Genomic DNA, 17005 nt, shown 5'->3' with positions numbered 1-17005 from the left:
ACGGGACTCCGGACGATCCGGACCTGGGACAATAGGGCACATGATCGATGCACGGCGGCTGCGAATTCTGCGTGCGGTGGCGGACCACCGCACGGTGACCGCCGCGGCCGCCGCGCTGTATCTGACCCCGTCCGCGGTGTCCCAGCAGCTCGCCGCCCTGGAGCAGGAGACCGGCCACCGGCTCGTCGAACGCGGGGCGCGCGGGGCGCGGCTCACGGCGGCGGGGGAGATCCTGCTCACCCACACCAACGTGGTGCTGGCCCAGCTGGAACGGGCCGAGGCGGAGCTCGCGGCGTACAGCGCCGGAGTGGCCGGCACGGTGACGGTCGCCGCGTTCGCCACCGGCATCGGCCTCGTCCTCGCCCCCGCCATCACGGACCTGAACCTCACCGCGCCCGGCATCCGGGTCCGGGTCCAGGACGCCGAAGGCGACGCGAGCGTGCCGATGGTGCTGGACCGGCAGGTGGATGTGGCGGTCGCTGTCGAGTACCGGGGCGCGCCGGGGGCGGACGACGAACGGCTGACAAGGGTCCCGCTGTACTCCGAGCCCTTCGACGCGGTGCTGCCCGTGGACCACCGGCTGGCCGGTCAGCACCAGGTGGCGGTCGCGGACCTCGCGAAGGATCCGTGGATCGGTCCGTATCCGGGGAACCCCTGCCACGACGTGGTGGTCCTGGCCTGCGAGTTCGCCGGCTTCGAACCCAGGCTGGAACACTCGTCGGACGACTTCCGCGCGGTCGTCGCGCTGGCGGGGGCGGGCGCGGGCGTGGCCCTGGTGCCGAGGTCGGCGTTGCGGGGGGTGGAACGGACCGGCGTGGTCGTCCGCCCGGTGGAGGGCAGCGCACCGACCCGCCGCGTCTTCGCGGCGGTCCGCCAGGGGGCGGAGGGCCACCCCTTGATCCGGCCGGTGCTGGACGCGCTGGGAGCGGCCGGCGCAAAGGAAGAAGGCCTGGCCGCCCGTACGCCGTAGGACCAAACCGTGATGCCGTTCCGTTCGTGGATTCGATCAGCGGCGCGACTCCCGGCGTTTGTGCTGGTGCCTACGAGTGCAGCCCTTGCAGTGGTTCTCGGGTCCACCAAGACGCGTGTTCCTCCGCAAGGGCTGCAGTGTCTGATTCCGTCATTGCGCGTGCCCCGGCGTGTTCGCGGTGGGGCACCTGGGCGAGGGGTGCAACGGGACCGGCATGCCGTGATCGCCTTGGGTCAGGGGTTCCAGAAGAAGGAGACGTGCGTGCGTTCGAAGCGCCGTGCGGCCAGGTCGTGCAGTGGGATCACCCAGTGCAGAGTGGCACTGTCCCGCGTGTCGAGGCTGATGTCCCACTGGGCGAGCAGCACCCAGTCCTCTGGGGCGGAGAGCTCCGCGTCGCCGGGCCCGGTCGGCCCCACCGCCCGTGCAGCGGCCTCCGCGGCGTATACGACGGGGTCCGCTTCGACGCACTCGTGGGAGCCGTACCCGCCGATGTGCAGTGTCCCGTCCATGGTGATGCCGCCGGCTGTGTCCCTCCACGCCTTGGCCAGTTCGTAGGAGCGGGGGTGCCCGGGGAGCGGAGCGCCGAAGGGGGTTTCCTGGGACGTGATCAGATGGTGGTACGGCAGGGAGACGTCCGCCGACAGGCGCAGATCGCCCTTCGGGAACTGCTCGTAGACGAAGAGGGCGTCCTCGTCGACGTCGTCCTCCTCTTCGCCGTAGACGCACGGATTCTTCGTCTTCCGCTCCTCGACGGGCGTCCCGGCCGGGATGTACACGACCTCACCGGTGCTGTGCGGGGCGATCACCACCTCGGGGAAGCCGAAGAGCAGCAGGTGGCCGTCGGGCGGCAGCGGGAGACCAGTCACCTCCTCGGGCAGGGCCGCGCAGTCGAGGGTGGCGAGCAAAGGTTCCCAGGGGTCGGGGGTGTCGACGGGCAGCATCACCGGGCCGCCGAACCTGCCGACGACCGGCCCGTCCCCGTTCGTGACGAGCGTCCCGGACGGGCGGGCGGTGGCGATCCATCGCTCGATGTCCTCGGACGGTATGCCGCGCCTCAGTGCTTCGTCCCGGAACGGCTGCAGCCGGCCGAGCAGTTCGGTGTTCATGGGGAGAACCGTAGGCCCGTGGGATGACTGCCGGGCAGGCCGGCTGCACGGACGGGGCCCCTGCCCCGACGATCCGGCGAACCGGACGCCCGCCTGGTCGATCGCGGCCGTGCCCTGGCCGACCTCGTCGTACGCCCCGGCCACGCCCACTGACCAGCCGCGATCCCGGGCCCGTTCGCACGAGCGTGCTCGGACCGGCAGGATGCTGTGTGCCGTGTCGCGCCGCCAGGAGGTCCGCATGTCCAGCCCGAACCCACCCGTGCCGTTCACCGCCGACGACTACCGGGCGCGCATGGCGCGCGCCGTCGAGGCCGCCGCCGAAGCGGGCCTCGCCGGCCTCCTCGTCGCTCCCGGCCCCGACCTCGACCATCTCACCGGCTACCGGCCGACCGCGATCACCGAACGCCTCACCGTCCTCGTCCTGACCGCGGGGCAGGAACCAGTCCTCGTGGTTCCGGCCCTGGAGGCACCGGACGCCGAACAAGCCGCCGGAGCCCCCGCGCTCACCCTCCGCGACTGGACCGACGGCAAGGACCCGTACGCCATCACCGCCCCGCTGCTCGCCGCCGATGGCAGGTTCGGGATCAGCGACAACGCCTGGGCCATGCATCTCCTCGGAATCCAACAGCTTCTGCCGGACACCTCGTACACCTCGCTGACCGAAGCCCTGCCCATGCTCCGGGCCGTGAAGGACGCCCGCGAACTGGAGCGCCTCACGGCCGCCGGAGCCGCCGCGGACGCCACGTACGGCGAGATCCTCAAGGTGCGCTTCTCCGGCCGCAGCGAGACCGACGTGGCCGCCGACCTGTCGGCGCTCCTCAAGCACTTCGGCCACTCCCAGGTCGACTTCACCGTCGTCGGCTCCGGCCCCAACGGCGCCAACCCGCACCACGAGGCGGGTGAGCGCGTCATCGAGCGGGGTGACATGGTCGTGCTGGATTTCGGTGGCCTCAAGCACGGGTACGGCTCCGACACCTCCCGTACGGTCCACGTCGGCGAACCGACGGCCGAGGAGCAGCGCGTCCACGACATCGTGCGGGAGGCACAGGAGGCGGGCTGCCGTGCCGTCAGGCCGGGGGTCTCCTGCCAGGAGATCGACCGGGCGGCCCGTGCCGTCATCACCGAGTTCGGCTACGGCGAGCGGTTCATCCACCGCACCGGCCACGGCATCGGCGTCACCACCCACGAGCCGCCGTACATGATCGAGGGCGAGGAACAGCCGCTGGTGCCCGGGATGTGCTTCTCCGTGGAACCGGGTGTCTACCTCCCAGGCCGCTACGGCGTCCGCATCGAGGACATCGTGACGGTGACCGAGGACGGCGGGCGCAGGCTGAACACGACCTCGCGCGAACTGGCGATCGTCGAGTAGCCCGGGCCGGGCGGAGCCGTACCGCTCGTCAGTCGTCGGCGAGGATCACGCACGACTCCGGCGGCAGGTGCAGCAGCCCGTCCGTACCGGGTGCCCCGACCGGCTCCCAGGCCGCCAGTACCCTGCCCCCGCCACTGCGGTGCCGGCCACCGCCCAGCGGGATGGTGGCCGGTTTCCCCGAGAGGTTGACGGCGATCCGCAGATCACCCCTGCGGTACGCCAGCCACCTGTCGGTCTCGTCGTACGCCGTCTTCACCGTCGCCAGGTCCGGATCACGCAGATCGGGCATCGCCCCGCGCAGCGCGATCAGTTCGCGGTACCAGGCATGGATTCGGGCGTGCGGCTCGCGTTCCGGTTCGCTCCAGTCGAGGCAGGAGCGGTCGCGGGTGGCAGGGTCCTGCGGGTCGGGAATCTCCTCCTCCGCCCAGCCGTGCGCCCCGAACTCGCGGCGCCTGCCGTTGCGGACCGCCTCCGCAAGGTCGGGGTCGGTGTGGTCGGTGAAGAACCGCCAGGGGGTGCGGGCCCCCCACTCCTCGCCCATGAACAGCATCGGGGTGAAGGGACCGGTGAGCACCAGTACCGCCGTGCACGCCTGGAGGCCGGGGGAGAGGGACGCGGCGAGCCGGTCGCCCAGGGCCCGGTTGCCGATCTGGTCATGGGTCTGCGCGTAACCGACGAAGCGATGGGCGGCGGTCCGGGTGACGTCGACGGGGCGGCCGTGCGTACGGCCGCGGAAGCTGGAGTACGTCCCGTTGTGGAAGAAGGCACTGGTCACGGTCTTGGCGAGGGCCGCGAGCGGGGCGGCTGCGAAGTCGGCGTAGTACCCCTGGGACTCGCCCGTGAGCGCGGTGTGCAGGGAGTGATGGAAGTCGTCGTTCCACTGGGCGTGCAGTCCGAGGCCGCCGGCCGCGCGTGGCGTGGTCGTCCGCGGGTCGCAGAGATCGGACTCGGCGACGAGCGAGAGCGGCCGGCCGGTGTCCGCCGCGAGCGCGTCGACCGCCGCGGAGAGCTCCTCCAGGAAGGTGAGCGCCCGGCTGTCGGCGAGGGCGTGGACGGCATCCAGCCGCAGCCCGTCGAGACGGTAGTCGCGCAGCCAGGCGAGCGCGCTCCCCAGCAGGTACGCCCGCACCTCGTCGGAACCCGGCGCGTCGAGGTTCACGGCCGAGCCCCACGGCGTGTGATGGGTGTCGGTGAAGTAGGGGCCGAACGCGGGGAGGTAGTTGCCCGACGGGCCGAGGTGGTTGTGGACCACGTCCAGGAGGACACCGAGCCCCAGGCCGTGCGCCGCGTCGACGAAGCGCTTCAGCCCGGCGGGACCGCCGTACGGTTCGTGCACGGCCCACAGCGACACCCCTTCGTACCCCCACCCATGGGTGCCGGGGAAGGGACAGACGGGCATCAGCGACACATGGGTGATGCCCAGCTCGGCGAGGTGCCCGAGCCGCGCGGCGGCGGCGTCGAAGGTCCCCTCCGGGGTGTACGTCCCCACGTGCAGTTCGTACAGGACGGCGCCGGGCAGCCCGCGCCCCGCCCATTCGCTGCGCCATACATGGGTGTTCTGGTCGTACACGGCGCTCTCGCCGTCCGGCCCGTCCGGCTGGCGGCGCGAGCGAGGGTCGGGGAGCACGGGCCCGCCGTCCACCGAGAAGCCGTAACGCTCGCCGTCACCGGCCTCCGCCAGGGCGGTCCACCAGCCGGGCCGCGTCGCGTCCCGCTCCATCGGCTGCGTCCCGCCCGCCACCCGGAGCCCGACGGACTCCGCGTCGGGTGCCCACACCTCGAACCGCATGCGCCACTCCTCGTCCGTCAACCGGCTGCCCCCCTGATCATTGCCCTGCCGGCTTCCCCTCATACGTAGCGAGGCCGGGGAAGGGGGGGAAGGTCCCTCGTGCGGCTGGTACCCGGACCGGGGCGGGCGCTACCCACTCGCCCGCCCCCGCCCGGCACCTCCGACCCCAAGGTCCCTGGACCAGGTGGACGCGCTCCTGCGTCACGGGGTGTCCCGCCCGCGCGAACGCGGCTGCCATCGGCACGTTGCCCCGGTCCGTCGCGCCCGCGATGAACTCGGCGCCCTGGCCCGCCAGGAAGTGCGTGCACTCCACGAGCAGGTCGTATCCGTATCCGTGCCCGCGCGCCTCGGGTACCACCCCGATGAAGCCGATGCACGGACCCGAGGGGTTGTGCGCGGGCACGTGGATGCCGGCCACCTCACCGTCCGCCGTGTACGCGAGCTGCCACCAGGAGCGCGGCGAGGGACACCAGTTGAAGAAGTCCAGCTCCTCCCGGGCCGCCGCATCGAGGCCCCCCGGACCCTCGATGGCACGCCGGGCGTGGGCGTCGAGCGTGTCGGAATGGACGCGGAGCAGGACGTCGAGGATCACCGCGTCGTCGGGCTCAGGGCGGAAGGCCAGCCGGCCCGGACGCTCCGGAATTCCGCAGTCCGGCGTCCAGAGGTAGCGGTACCGCTCGACGAGCGGCGTCATACCGGCCGCCGTGACGGCGGCGATCCGCGCCTCGGCCGCCGCGCGGACCGCCGGGACCTCGCGCCAGTTCGCGGGCAGGATCAGCTCGTACTCGGCGTACAACGGGGAACGGCGCAGCAGTTCGGTCCCCGCCTCGTCCTCGCCCTCGGCGAAGTCGAACCAGTTGAGGAGTACGGGCTCGGTGTCCTCGGGCCCCGACCACCAGGCGGCCTTGGCGACGACGGTGCCGTCACGCAGGGCGACCCAGCTCCACTCGGGGCGGTACTCCCCGCCGTCGGCGACCGTGGCATAGCGGTGTCCGAACGCGGCGCGGCCGACGAGGCCGTCATCGGGCAGGGAGTCGAAAAGAGAAGCGTCGCTCCGAGTGAGCGCGCGAATGACCAGATCGGTCATGGAAGTGTCCTCCGGGACGAAGCGCGCTCCCGGTCAGACGGAGTCCGGCCCCGCCACCGGGGCGGCGTTGGCCGGTCAGTCCCAGACCATGTTGAACGCGCGCTCGAAGTTCACGTACCCCAGGCTCTCGAAGGACTTCGCCATCGGGACGTTGCCGAGATCGGTCGCCGCCCTGATCCGGTCCACGCCCGTCGCCGCCAGCACCCGGGTGCCCTCGGCGAGGACGTCGTCGATGTAGCCCTTGCCGCGATGGGCGGGCAGCACCCCGATGTACGCGATGATCGGGTCCTCGCGCCAGTCCGGCGGAATGAACCGCCCGTACTCGGGGCGCTCCGCACCGGCGGGTACGACGGCCGCCGTGGCCGTCTCCACCAGCCGCACACCGATCTCATGGCGCTCCTGCGCGGGCAGGGTGTCGTCCAGGTCGAAGAAGTCCAGCGCGAGAGGGGCGCCGCCGTCCCGCGAGGTCCACCAGGACACCCGGCCCACGACGCGCTCGCCGTGCAGAGCCACCCACATCCAGTCGGGGCGGCGGCGGCCGGCGGCGTCCGCCAGTTCGTGGTCCAGGACGTACGAGAGGCGGCAGAACAGTCCGAGCTCGTCCGGGCCGGTGAGCGAACGGACGGTCAGTTCCGGTGGTGCTACGTGCACAAAGTCTCCTTCGAGGCGAAATGGCCGGCCACTGCTCCGTGGCCGGCCCGCGGGCGCAGACGTTGGCAACACCGTGCCGTGCAGGTCAGCAGGGCGGAAAGACGGGTTCGTCTGGACACCTCGGCCGGGTCGGACCGACAATCAGCACTGTGACGTCCTCCTTCGAGTTCCCCACGTATCCCGCGCGGCTGTCCGACGCCGAGCGCGACCGTGCTCTCGGTGTGCTCAGAGACGGCGCGGCGCAGGGCAAGCTCTCGCACGACACGTTCATGCGACGCATGGAACTGGCCCTCGTCGCCCGGCGCGCCGAGGAACTCGACGCACTCACCTGTGACCTGGAGTCCGGGGGCCGCTGGACGCGCGGACTGTTCCGTGCCGTCGGCGGCGCATCGGCCTTCTCCGTACGGCTGCGCAGGGCCTGGACGTCCGAGCGGCTGCCGAAACTCCTGCTCCCCGTACCGGGGCCGCGCCCCCTGCTCATCGGCCGCGACCCGGGGAACGGGCTGCGGCTCAGCCACGAGACCGTCTCCCGGATGCACGCCGAACTCACCGTGCACGGCAGCCGGTGGATCCTGCGCGACCTCGGCTCGACGAACGGCACCTGTGTCAACGGTCAGCGGGTCACCGGGTCGGTCCCGGTGCGCGACGGCGACCAGGTGAGCTTCGGACGGATGAGTTTCCGCCTCACCGCCCCCCTCCCCAAGCCGCCGTCCTGAGGCCCTGTCAGGCTTCCCCTAGGGGCAATGCCGTTCGGTTAGCCGTCCGGTGGGCTTGGCAATGCGTTGATCTCGATGTGGACGGTGGTCCTGTGGGTGCGGTGGTCGATGTTGCGGCCGACGGCGCGGTACTTGGAGCTGATCGCTCGTTTCTTCACGCGGGGCCGGGACCGGTCTCGGCGGGCGGGTAGGAGGCCGTTGAGTATGGCGGTGCCGATCCGGCCGACGAGGTCGATCCTGGTGTGGGGGATGATGCCGGCGGCACGGATGATCTGGTCACGTGCCGTGTTCAGCGCGATGGTGAATGCGGTGCGGTCGGGGTCGATGTTGGGCCGGTGCAGGACGGCGTCGCTCATCGCGGTGCGTAGTGCCTGGTAGGCGACCAGAAGCGCCCAGGTTTCCTGGGTGACGGCTGCCGGGTAGCGGCCGCGCAGGACTCTGCCGCCGAGGATGGTCGATTTCAGCTCGCAGTAGCTGGTCTCGATCTCCCAGCGTTCGCGGTAGAGCCTGACCAGAGCGGTGGCGGGTGCCTCGTCGGGGTCGAGCAGACTGGTGACGAGCCGGTAGGTGCTGTGGGTGGCGGGACGCTTGTCGGCGCCGTCGGTGGGGGCGAGGGTGATGGTGGCGTCGATGACGCGGACGGTGACTTCGCCTATGCGGGACAGGAACGTTCCGTCGGGCAGACGACGCAGGATCGGCAGCTTGAGCGCGGTGCTGTGGGTCTTGGCGCGGATGAGGAAGTCCGCGCCCGTGGACGCGACCGTGCGCACGAAGGCGGTGGCTGAGAAGTTCCGGTCACCCAGAAGCAGCGTCCCGGGCCGTAGTGCTCCGGTCGTGCCCGCGGTGGTGATCAGGTCTCGGGCGTAGGTCAGCTCGCCGGTCGCGTCGGTGCCGAAGACGGCGTCCATGAGGGTTCGGGTCCCGCAGGCCACCAGCGTGACCAGGCGCAGCATCGGGTATCCGGACGGCCCGTTCTGTCCTGCCTTCGCCTTGGGGAACACCGCGAGGTTCGCGGGTGTGTCCGGCAGGGCGAGCTGGGTTCCGTCGATCGCGACGACCAGCCTGCCCGCGAACCGTGTCGTCTGTGTCGCGGTCACCGCTGCGGGGCCTTTGACCAGGTCGAACAGTGCTTTCAATGGTTTGGGGCCGACCCGTCGCATCGCGGCCGTGATCGATGAACCCGCTGGCACGGGCAGCGGCGCGGGCAGTGAGGCGGTCAGCCGGGACCAGATCCCGGTCCAGCCGAGCCCGGTGAACAGTGCGCCTGCGAGCAGGAGGTAGACCACCACCCGCGACGGCAGCCGTCGAACCCGCTGCTGCAGACCACCTGCGGATGCGAGTGCCTCGTCGACTAGATCGAACGGGACAACCTGGGTCAACTCGCCCAAGTGCCCCACGGCAAAGACACCGGGGGCATGCGTAATGACAGAATCAGACACTGCAGCCCTTGTGGAGGAACACGAGTCTTGGCGGACCCGAGAACCACTACAGGGGCTGCACCCGTATCACCAGCCGAAACGCCGAGAGTTTGCGCCGCTGACCGAACCCCTAACCGAACGGCATTGCCCCTAGGGGGAGCCACCAAGGGTAGGGGCAGCCCCAGGACTACTGGGCGGGAAGCACGTCATCTCCGCCAGGAGCGGCGCCCCGGACGCGGCAACCGCCGGTTCGGCCGACGCCCACGCCGTACTCGCTCTTCTACCTCGAGCGGGCCCGCGAGGAGAGGGAACGGTCCGGCGGGAACATCAGTCACGCCGCCGCGACCGAGTCGGCCGCGGCGACCTCGGGTCCGCCCTTGCCCTGCTCGGTGACCGCTGCTGGTGGCCCGACCGCCCGGCGCCGAGCGCCATGGCCGACGGTCCGCACCCGGCACGGCCCGGCGGTACCGGTCGCGAGCCGGGCGCCGCGAAGCAAGCGCACTGAGCGCACGGGCGGCGGCTGTCCCACGGGCGGCCGCCGCCGACCGTCACCCGAACGGCCGCACGTCCCCTGCGCCCGGCGCCCGGCAGTGGTCGGCTGGAGGAACACGCGTCCGACGGCGACGCACGCAGCCCGGGGGGTTCGGATGCAGATCGGCCCGCCCGCGGAACCCGCCGGCACCGACAGCCCCCGCACCCAGGCGGGAACGGCGGGCCCGAGCATCCTGACACCCGGCGCGGACCAGGACCCGTACCGGCTGCGCCTCTACCGCACACTGCGCGAGGACCACCCGCTGACGTACGACAGGGGCCTCGGTGCCTGGCTGCTCAGCCGGTACGCGGATGTGGCCGCCGCACTCACCGACCCCCGGTTCGCCGGATATCCGCACGAAGGCGCTCCCCGGGGCGGCCCCGCCCCCCTGGGACTCTGCCTGGGCAGCCTCGACTGCGCTCCCCTGCCCCGCGGTGCCCGGCACCGGCCCGCGGTACAGCCGGCCCGCGGCAGCGAGGCCCTGGAGCGGACCGCCTACGTCCTGGCACGCCGGATAGCCGACCGGGAGCAGGCGGACCTCGTCCCCGAGTTCTGCCACTGGCTCCCGCTCGGCGGCGCCCTCACCGCGGCCGGGCTCCGCCATCCCGATCTCACCCGGTTGTCCCGCGCCGACCTCCACCTCCGGATCGCCCGGTCGTCGGCCACCACCTGCACCGTGCACACCGCCCTCCGCGAGACGGCCCTCGCCTCGTTCCTCGCCAACGTCCTGGACGAGCCCTGCCTCCTGGAGGTCCTGGGCACCGACCCCGACCTGATCGTGGGCGCCTGGACGGAGACCCTGCGCCGCGACCCGCCCGTGCAGATCGTCCTGCGCCGCACCCTCACCGACGTGCCGGTCAGCGGCGGCACACTCCCCGCCGGGGCAGCCGTCGCCTGCCTCATGGGCGCGGCGGGACGCGACCCCGACCGGTTCGCCGCACCCGACCGCTTCGACCCGTTCAGGCCCGACCCCGGACACCTCACCACCGGTCCCGCCCACTGCCCCGCCGTCCTCCTCGGCCGGCTGGAAGCCGAGCAGGGGCTGCACGCCCTGCTCGACGCCATGCCACTCATCCGCTGGGCGGAAGGCTTCCGCCCCACCGCCACCGGGCTCCTCACCCGAGGTCCGCGGACCCTTCTCGTACGGCCCTACGGAGCAATGCCACCGGACGGTCGGCGAACAGCTCGGACACATCGACCGCCGGACCGGTGAACTCCCTCCCCGGCGCCAGCAGATCGTGCCACGGCCCCTCGTCCGGCAGCGTCAGCACCGTGCCGCGCCAGCCGCCCTCCTCCGTCAGGCGCAGGGACAGCCGGGTCACCGCCGTGACCACCTCGCCCGAGCGGGCGAAGGCCAGACAGTGGGCCGCCGCCGGACCGTGCGCCGACAGCGGGGCATACGTCCCCGACTCCCCGAAGAGCTCCGGCCGCTCACGGCGCAGGCCCAGGGCCGCCACCGTGACCGCGGCCTTCTCGTCGGCCTCCCGGTCGGGTTCCCGGAACGGCCTGCGGTTGTCCGGGTCGACGAGGGCGAGGTACTCCCGCTCCGTGCCCTGGTACAGGTCCGGAACCCCCGGCATGGTCAGCTGCACCAGGGCCGCGCCGAGCACATTGGCCCGCACCTGGGGGCCGAGCGCGGCGGCGAACCGCCTCAGCAACGCCTGCGCGGGACCCGCATCGCTCCCGGGCCCCGCCGCCACGAAGTCCGAGACCGCCCGCTCGTACGCCGGATCGGGTTCGGTCCAGCTGGTGAACAGACCCGCCTCCCGCACCGCCTTGAGCAGCGCGGGCTCCAGCCGCGTCGCCAGCTCCTGCGCCGGCAGGTCCGCGCAGCCGTACGCGGACTGCCACGCCTGCCAGGCCAGCTGCGGGTCGGGAGCGGCCGGAGAGGTGGCCCGGGTCACCTGCGCGACCAGGGACGACCACTGCTCCGGGCACTCGGAGAGCACCGCGATCCGGGCCCGTACATCGGCACTCCGTTTGGTGTCGTGCGTGGTCAGCACCGTGCCCGTCGCGGGCCAGTCCCGGGCGAGCCGGGCGCAGAACGCGTGGAACTCCTCGGGCGCCACCGCGGGCATGCCCGGATCTCCGCCCACCTCGGTCGCGGAGATCAGCGGGACGTAGCGGTAGAAGGCGGTGTCCTCGACGGACTTGGCGTGCAGCGCGGACGCCGTCTGGGCGAACCGGGCGCAGAACGCGGTCTGGGCCTCGCCCTCACCGAGCCGTCCCAGCGCCAGTTCCCGCACCACGTCCACCGCCCTCGCCTCCTCGGGGACGGAGAACACCGCCTTCGCGTCCCGTACCGCCTCGGCCGGAAGAGCCGATTCCGCGAGTGCGGTGACCGGGCCGCCCGCGGTGACGTACGGGCGGTAGACGGGAACCCGCACGAGCAGTTCGGTGACGGCCGCGCGCAGCGCCCACGGGGCGTGGTCGCGCAGGGCGGGGTCCTGGGCGCACACCTCGGTGGCGAGCCGGGTCAGCCACCGGGTCTCGGCAACCAGTTCGTGTTTCACCACGCGGTACGCGGCCCGGCGTACCGTCGCCGTCCAGTAGCCCCCGCGGTCGCCCGGCGGCCCGGCGAAGTCGCGGTACCGGCCGAGCAGGTCCGCCGCCCCCGCCGGGTCGGTGAACAGCCCGTCGATCCGGTGGAGCGCGTCGTACCCCGTCGTCCCGGCGACGGCCCAGCCGGCGGGAAGGGTCTCGGAGCCGGTGAGGATCTTCTCCACCACGGTCCAGCGGCCGCCACTCGCCTCGTTCAGCCGCTCCAGATAGGCGGCGGGCTCGGCGAGTCCGTCCGGATGGTCGATCCGCAGCCCGTCGGCCACGCCGTCGCTCAGGAGTTCGAGGATCTTGGCGTGTGTGGCGGCGAAGACCTCGGGATGCTCCACGCGTACCCCGATCAGTTCGGAGATGGTGAAGAACCGCCGGTAGTTGAGTTCCGTACGGGCGAGGCGCCACCAGGCGAGCCGGTAGTGCTGGGCGTCCAGCAGCTCGGGCAGCGGCAGCCCGGCAGTCCCCTCGCGCAGGGGGAACTCCTGCTCGCCGTAACGCAGCACCGGCGCACCGCAGTCCTGGGCCGGGCCGGTCTCGAAGCGGCCGATCTCGTCGCCGAGCGGTCCCGCCAGCACGGGCAGCAGCACCTTGCCGCCGCCCGCCGTCCAGTCGATGTCGAACCACCGCGCGTACGGGGACGTCCGCCCCTCGCGCAGCACCTCCCACAGCTGGCGGTTGTGGCGGGGCGCGGCGGCCATGTGGTTGGGCACGATGTCCAGGATCAGCCCGAGGCCGTACTCCCGGGCGGTGGCGGACAACTGCCGCAGCCCCACCTCGCCGCCCAGTTCCGCGCGTACGAGGCTGTGGTCGACGACGTCGTAACCGTGCCGTGAGCCGGGGACGGCCTCCAGGACGGGCGACAGATGGAGATGGGAGACCCCGAGCGCGGCGAGATACGGCACTGCCTTACCGGCAGCGGAGAAGGGGAAGTCCGGTTGGAGCTGGAGTCGGTACGTGGCAGTGGGCGTCATGAACACGTAAGTACCCACGGGGGAGCCGCCTGTGTCACGGCCGTGCCCAAGGACCCCCTCCGGCGGCATCGGATTCACCCGCCGGAGGGGCCCCCGCCCCGCTACGCCGGTCGCTTCAGAACCGTCAGACTGCGCCCGATCAGCGTGACCCGCTCACCCGCCGAGACCTTGGGCCCGGCCCCGGGCGGCACACCGTCCGGGCGGGCCGTGTCCACGACGATCTGCCACTGCCGCCCGTGATTCACCGGAACGACGAATTCCAGGCTCTCCGCTCCGGCATTGAACATCAGCAGGAACGAGTCGTCGGAGATCCGCTCGCCGCGCGGCCCGGGCTCCGAGATCGCGTGCCCGTTCAGAAAGACCGTCATGGCCTTGGCGTGCGCGGCCTGCCAGTCCCGCTGTGTCATCTCCTCACCCTCGGGGGTGAACCAGGCGATGTCGGAGAGCTCGTCGTGCGTGCCCTCCACCGGCCGCCCGTGGAAGAAGCGCCGGCGTCTGAACACCGGATGGTCGCGGCGCAGCCACACCATGGCGCGGGTGAACTCCAGCAGCCCGGTGTCCGCACCGGAGCCGCTCCCGTCCTCCCCGCCGTCGGCCGCGCGGGCGTCGTCGGGGTCGGGCCAGTGGACCCACGCCAGCTCGTTGTCCTGGCAGTAGGCGTTGTTGTTGCCGTGCTGCGTACGGGCGAACTCGTCCCCGTGACTCAGCATCGGCACACCCTGCGACAGCATCAGCGTGGCGATGAAGTTGCGCATCTGACGGTTGCGCAGCTCCAGGACCTCCTTGTCGTCGGTCTCGCCCTCGGCGCCGCAGTTCCAGGACCGGTTGTGGCTCTCGCCGTCCCGGTTGTTCTCGCCGTTGGCGTCGTTGCGCTTGTCGTTGTACGAGACGAGGTCGTGCAGGGTGAAGCCGTCGTGGCAGGTGGTGAAGTTGATCGAGGCGAGCGGCCGCCGGCCGTCGTCCTGGTACAGGTCGGAGGAGCCCGTCAGCCGGCCGGCGAATTCGGCGAGCGTCCGGGGTTCGCCCCGCCACAGGTCCCGCACCGTGTCGCGGTACTTGCCGTTCCACTCGGTCCACAGCGGCGGGAAGTTACCCACCTGGTAGCCGCCCTCGCCGACGTCCCACGGCTCGGCGATCAGTTTCACCTGACTGACCACCGGGTCCTGCTGCACCAGGTCGAAGAACGAGGACAGCCGGTCCACCTCGTGGAACTGCCGGGCCAGGGTCGCCGCCAGATCGAAGCGGAACCCGTCGACGTGCATCTCGGTCACCCAGTACCGCAGCGAGTCCATGATCAGCTGCAGGACGTGCGGCGACCGCATGAGGAGGGAGTTCCCGGTGCCGGTGGTGTCCATGTAGTACCGCTGGTCGTCTGCCAGCCGGTAGTACGAGGCGTTGTCCAGGCCCCGGAAGGAGAGAGTGGGCCCGAGGTGGTTGCCCTCGGCCGTGTGGTTGTAGACCACGTCGAGGATCACCTCGATGCCCGCCTTGTGCAGCGCCCGTACGGCCTGCTTGAACTCCAGCACCTGTTCGCCCCGGTCGCCCCAGGAGGCGTACGCGTTGTGCGGGGCGAAGAAGCCGATGGTGTTGTAGCCCCAGTAGTTGGCCAGACCCGCGTCCGCCAGCCGGTGGTCCTGCACGAACTGATGCACCGGCATCAGCTCGATCGCGGTCACGCCCAGCTCCGTCAGATGGGCGATGACCTCAGGATGGGCGAGCCCCGCGTACGTACCGCGCAGCTCCTCCGGCAGCCCCGGATGCAGCATCGTGAGGCCCTTCACATGGGCCTCGTAGATCACCGTGCGGTGGTAGTCCGTCCGGGGCGGCCGGTCGTCGCCCCAGTCGAAGTACGGATTGACCACCACCGAGCTCATGGTGTGCGGAGCGGAGTCGAGGTCGTTACGGGCGTCGGGCCGGCCGAACGGGTAGCCGTAGACCGCCTCTCCCCACTCGATCTTCCCGGAGACCGCGCGCGCGTACGGGTCGAGCAGCAGCTTCGCCGAATTGCAGCGCTGTCCGCGCTGTGGCTCGTACGGTCCGTGCACCCTGAAGCCGTACTGCTGACCCGGCATCACACCGGGCAGATAGGCATGTCGGACGAAGGCATCGGTCTCGCGGAGCTCCACCGCCGTTTCTGAACCGTCGTCGTGCAGCAGGCACAACTCGATTCGGCTGGCGGCCTCCGAGAAGACCGCGAAGTTGGTACCGGCGCCGTCGTAGGTGGCGCCGAGGGGATACGCCTGTCCCGGCCAGACCTGCATAGATGACTCTTCCATTTCTGATCCGGGTGCTACGGGGTCTTCCTCCCGATACTCCCCGAAAGTAGGGCGTGCGCCTAGCACGTCGGCCGGTGCTGTCAACATCGGGCACCTTTGGTGCCGCCCCGGACTGGAAACCGTTCGCCCCGTGCGCCGGACTGTGCGCCGGAGGGTCGGGGCGAGGTGCCTAATCACTATGAATCGCCTCACTCCACCCGATCTCACCGGAGGGAACAGGCCTGATCCCCCTGGTAGTTGGGAAAGCAGCCTGCGCATCCGGCTGCACCGGCTCATCCGCTCGGAGTACCCTTCCTTGATCGTTGGTGGGGGAGTGGAAGGCGGTACGCGGGTGAGCTCGGGAGGTTTCGAGCTACCCCCAGGTGGCCCAGGTCACGAGGGGGAATCGACCGATGCCCCTCCAGGGGCGGTCTCCCTTGCGCGGCCCATGGAGATAGGCGCGGAGCTGGACTGGGGAGCTGACGCCTGGAGCGAGGTGCGCACACGCGCCCAGCGTGCCGGGCGGGCCTACATCTGGCTGAATCTCGTCGAACAGCGGCTGCGTGCCGTGGTCGCCGCCGTCCTGCGGCCCATCTACGAGCCCGTGCACGGTGAGGACTGGGTGGTGGCCGCCGCGGGACCCGCCGGGCAGGAATGGGTGCAGCGGGCCGTCGCCGTCCGAGAGGTCTCGCGCCGCAAGGGCTATCTGCTCGACCCGGCCGACGACAACGTCCTCAGCTTCCTGACGCTCCCGCAGCTGCGGGAGCTGATGGTCCAGCACTGGCCCTGCTTCGAGCCCTACTTCGACGACCGCCGCGAAGTCGAGCTGGCCCTCGACGAGCTGGAGGTGGCGCGCAACGTCGTCTCCCGCAACCGCGCCCTGAACGAGGCGGTGCTCGCCCAGGCCGAACGGGCCTCCGCACGCCTCCTGGAGATCCTGGGCAGCGGAGCCGCCGTTCCCTCCGCCGACCGGCTGCCCGTGGACGCCGTCGAGGAACTGGTCGGGGACCGGTACGCCGACGTGGTCTCCGTCCACCCCGACCGCGTACGGCTCCAGCGCCAGCTGCCCGCCGAGGACCTGTTCGGCGGGGCGCGCCGCCTCGACGCGATCGGCATCGGGCTCAATCTGCTCGTGCAGAACTTCTCCGGCCGCCGGCTGGTGAGACTCGCCGAGTCCGGCTGCCGGGTGCGGCTGCTCTTCATCAACCCGGCGAGCAGCGCGGTCAAGCGCAGGGAGCGGGAACTGGGGCTCAAGAAGGGCGAGCTGAGCCGTTCGGTGGAGATGAACATCCTCCATATGCGCCGGGTGCGCTCCAAGCTCCGGGACCCGGGGGCCTTCGAGATCCAGGTCTTCGACGAGACCCCCCGCTTCACGGCGTACCTCGTGGACGGTGACGGGTCCGACGCGGTCGGGGTCGTCCAGCCCTATCTGCGGCGCGCGCGCGGCATGGAGGCGCCCGTCCTGGTGCTGCGCGGCGGGGGCCGCGCGGTGGTCCGGGCGGGACAGGACAGCGAGCACGGTCTCTTCGAGACGTACCGCGAGGAGTTCGAGTCGGTCTGGACGGACTCCCGGCCGGTGTCCTGAGCC

The 17005-nt window shown here is 71.5% G+C and carries 12 protein-coding genes and 1 pseudogene; 5 read left to right on the top strand and 8 right to left on the bottom strand.

Annotated elements, in window-relative coordinates:
• Window positions 1-40 precede the first annotated feature (40 nt).
• Complete coding sequence (locus tag F0344_RS05180; RefSeq protein ID WP_185297643.1) at window positions 41-970, top strand: LysR family transcriptional regulator; 930 nt, start codon at window positions 41-43, stop codon at window positions 968-970.
• Between the two features lie 233 nt (window positions 971-1203).
• Here the strand turns inward: F0344_RS05180 and F0344_RS05175 are convergent, their stop codons facing one another.
• On the bottom strand, window positions 1204-2076 hold the full coding sequence (locus F0344_RS05175) for a DUF1963 domain-containing protein (RefSeq protein ID WP_185297642.1): 873 nt from the start codon (window positions 2074-2076) through the stop codon (window positions 1204-1206).
• 238 nt (window positions 2077-2314) lie between these two features.
• Here F0344_RS05175 and F0344_RS05170 point away from each other — a divergent pair, with 238 nt between their 5' ends.
• The gene (locus tag F0344_RS05170) at window positions 2315-3445 is read left to right on the top strand and encodes an aminopeptidase P family protein (protein WP_185297641.1); all 1131 of its coding nucleotides are present in this window, start codon (window positions 2315-2317) and stop codon (window positions 3443-3445) included.
• Window positions 3446-3473: 28 nt separating this feature from the next.
• Here F0344_RS05170 and treZ read toward each other — a convergent pair whose 3' ends face one another.
• The 3 genes and pseudogenes from treZ to F0344_RS05155 all read right to left on the bottom strand — a co-directional run bounded on the left by treZ (window position 3474) and on the right by F0344_RS05155 (window position 6972).
• Window positions 3474-5234, bottom strand: coding sequence for a malto-oligosyltrehalose trehalohydrolase (gene treZ, locus F0344_RS05165; RefSeq protein ID WP_185297640.1), 1761 nt, complete (start codon window positions 5232-5234; stop codon window positions 3474-3476).
• A gap of 181 nt (window positions 5235-5415) precedes the next feature.
• Window positions 5416-6321 (bottom strand): annotated as a pseudogene (locus F0344_RS05160) (GNAT family N-acetyltransferase); the annotation flags it as partial.
• A gap of 75 nt (window positions 6322-6396) precedes the next feature.
• Window positions 6397-6972 carry a GNAT family N-acetyltransferase gene (locus F0344_RS05155; RefSeq protein WP_185297639.1) on the bottom strand — a complete coding sequence of 192 codons (576 nt, stop codon included), beginning with the start codon at window positions 6970-6972 and terminating at the stop codon, window positions 6397-6399.
• Between the two features lie 149 nt (window positions 6973-7121).
• Here F0344_RS05155 and F0344_RS05150 point away from each other — a divergent pair, with 149 nt between their 5' ends.
• Window positions 7122-7688, top strand: coding sequence for a DUF1707 and FHA domain-containing protein (locus F0344_RS05150; RefSeq protein ID WP_185297638.1), 567 nt, complete (start codon window positions 7122-7124; stop codon window positions 7686-7688).
• A 38-nt stretch (window positions 7689-7726) separates the two neighbouring features.
• Here the strand turns inward: F0344_RS05150 and F0344_RS05145 are convergent, their stop codons facing one another.
• Complete coding sequence (locus F0344_RS05145) at window positions 7727-9085, bottom strand: IS4 family transposase (protein ID WP_258050223.1); 1359 nt, start codon at window positions 9083-9085, stop codon at window positions 7727-7729.
• A 352-nt stretch (window positions 9086-9437) separates the two neighbouring features.
• The gene (locus F0344_RS05140) at window positions 9438-9608 is read right to left on the bottom strand and encodes a hypothetical protein (protein WP_185297637.1); all 171 of its coding nucleotides are present in this window, start codon (window positions 9606-9608) and stop codon (window positions 9438-9440) included.
• Between the two features lie 145 nt (window positions 9609-9753).
• On the opposite strand from F0344_RS05140, the gene F0344_RS05135 reads away from it, so the two are divergent.
• The gene (locus tag F0344_RS05135; RefSeq protein WP_185297636.1) at window positions 9754-10851 is read left to right on the top strand and encodes a cytochrome P450; all 1098 of its coding nucleotides are present in this window, start codon (window positions 9754-9756) and stop codon (window positions 10849-10851) included.
• Here the strand turns inward: F0344_RS05135 and treY are convergent.
• The gene (gene treY / locus F0344_RS05130) at window positions 10754-13162 is read right to left on the bottom strand and encodes a malto-oligosyltrehalose synthase (RefSeq protein WP_185297635.1); all 2409 of its coding nucleotides are present in this window, start codon (window positions 13160-13162) and stop codon (window positions 10754-10756) included. The genes F0344_RS05135 and treY overlap by 98 nt on opposite strands.
• Window positions 13163-13263: 101 nt before the next feature.
• Entirely contained in the window at window positions 13264-15423 is a 2160-nt protein-coding gene (gene glgX / locus F0344_RS05125) for a glycogen debranching protein GlgX (RefSeq protein WP_185302523.1), read from the bottom strand.
• A gap of 346 nt (window positions 15424-15769) precedes the next feature.
• Between glgX and F0344_RS05120 the strand changes: the two genes are divergently transcribed.
• On the top strand, window positions 15770-17002 hold the full coding sequence (locus F0344_RS05120) for an SAV2148 family HEPN domain-containing protein (protein WP_185297634.1): 1233 nt from the start codon (window positions 15770-15772) through the stop codon (window positions 17000-17002).
• The last annotated feature ends 3 nt before the right edge of the window (window positions 17003-17005 follow it).

This window comes from Streptomyces finlayi (assembly GCF_014216315.1).
Lineage (GTDB): Bacteria > Actinomycetota > Actinomycetes > Streptomycetales > Streptomycetaceae > Streptomyces > Streptomyces finlayi_A.
The sequence above is the reverse complement of the archived record's forward strand: the minus strand, read 5'-3'. Positions and strand labels throughout refer to the sequence as shown.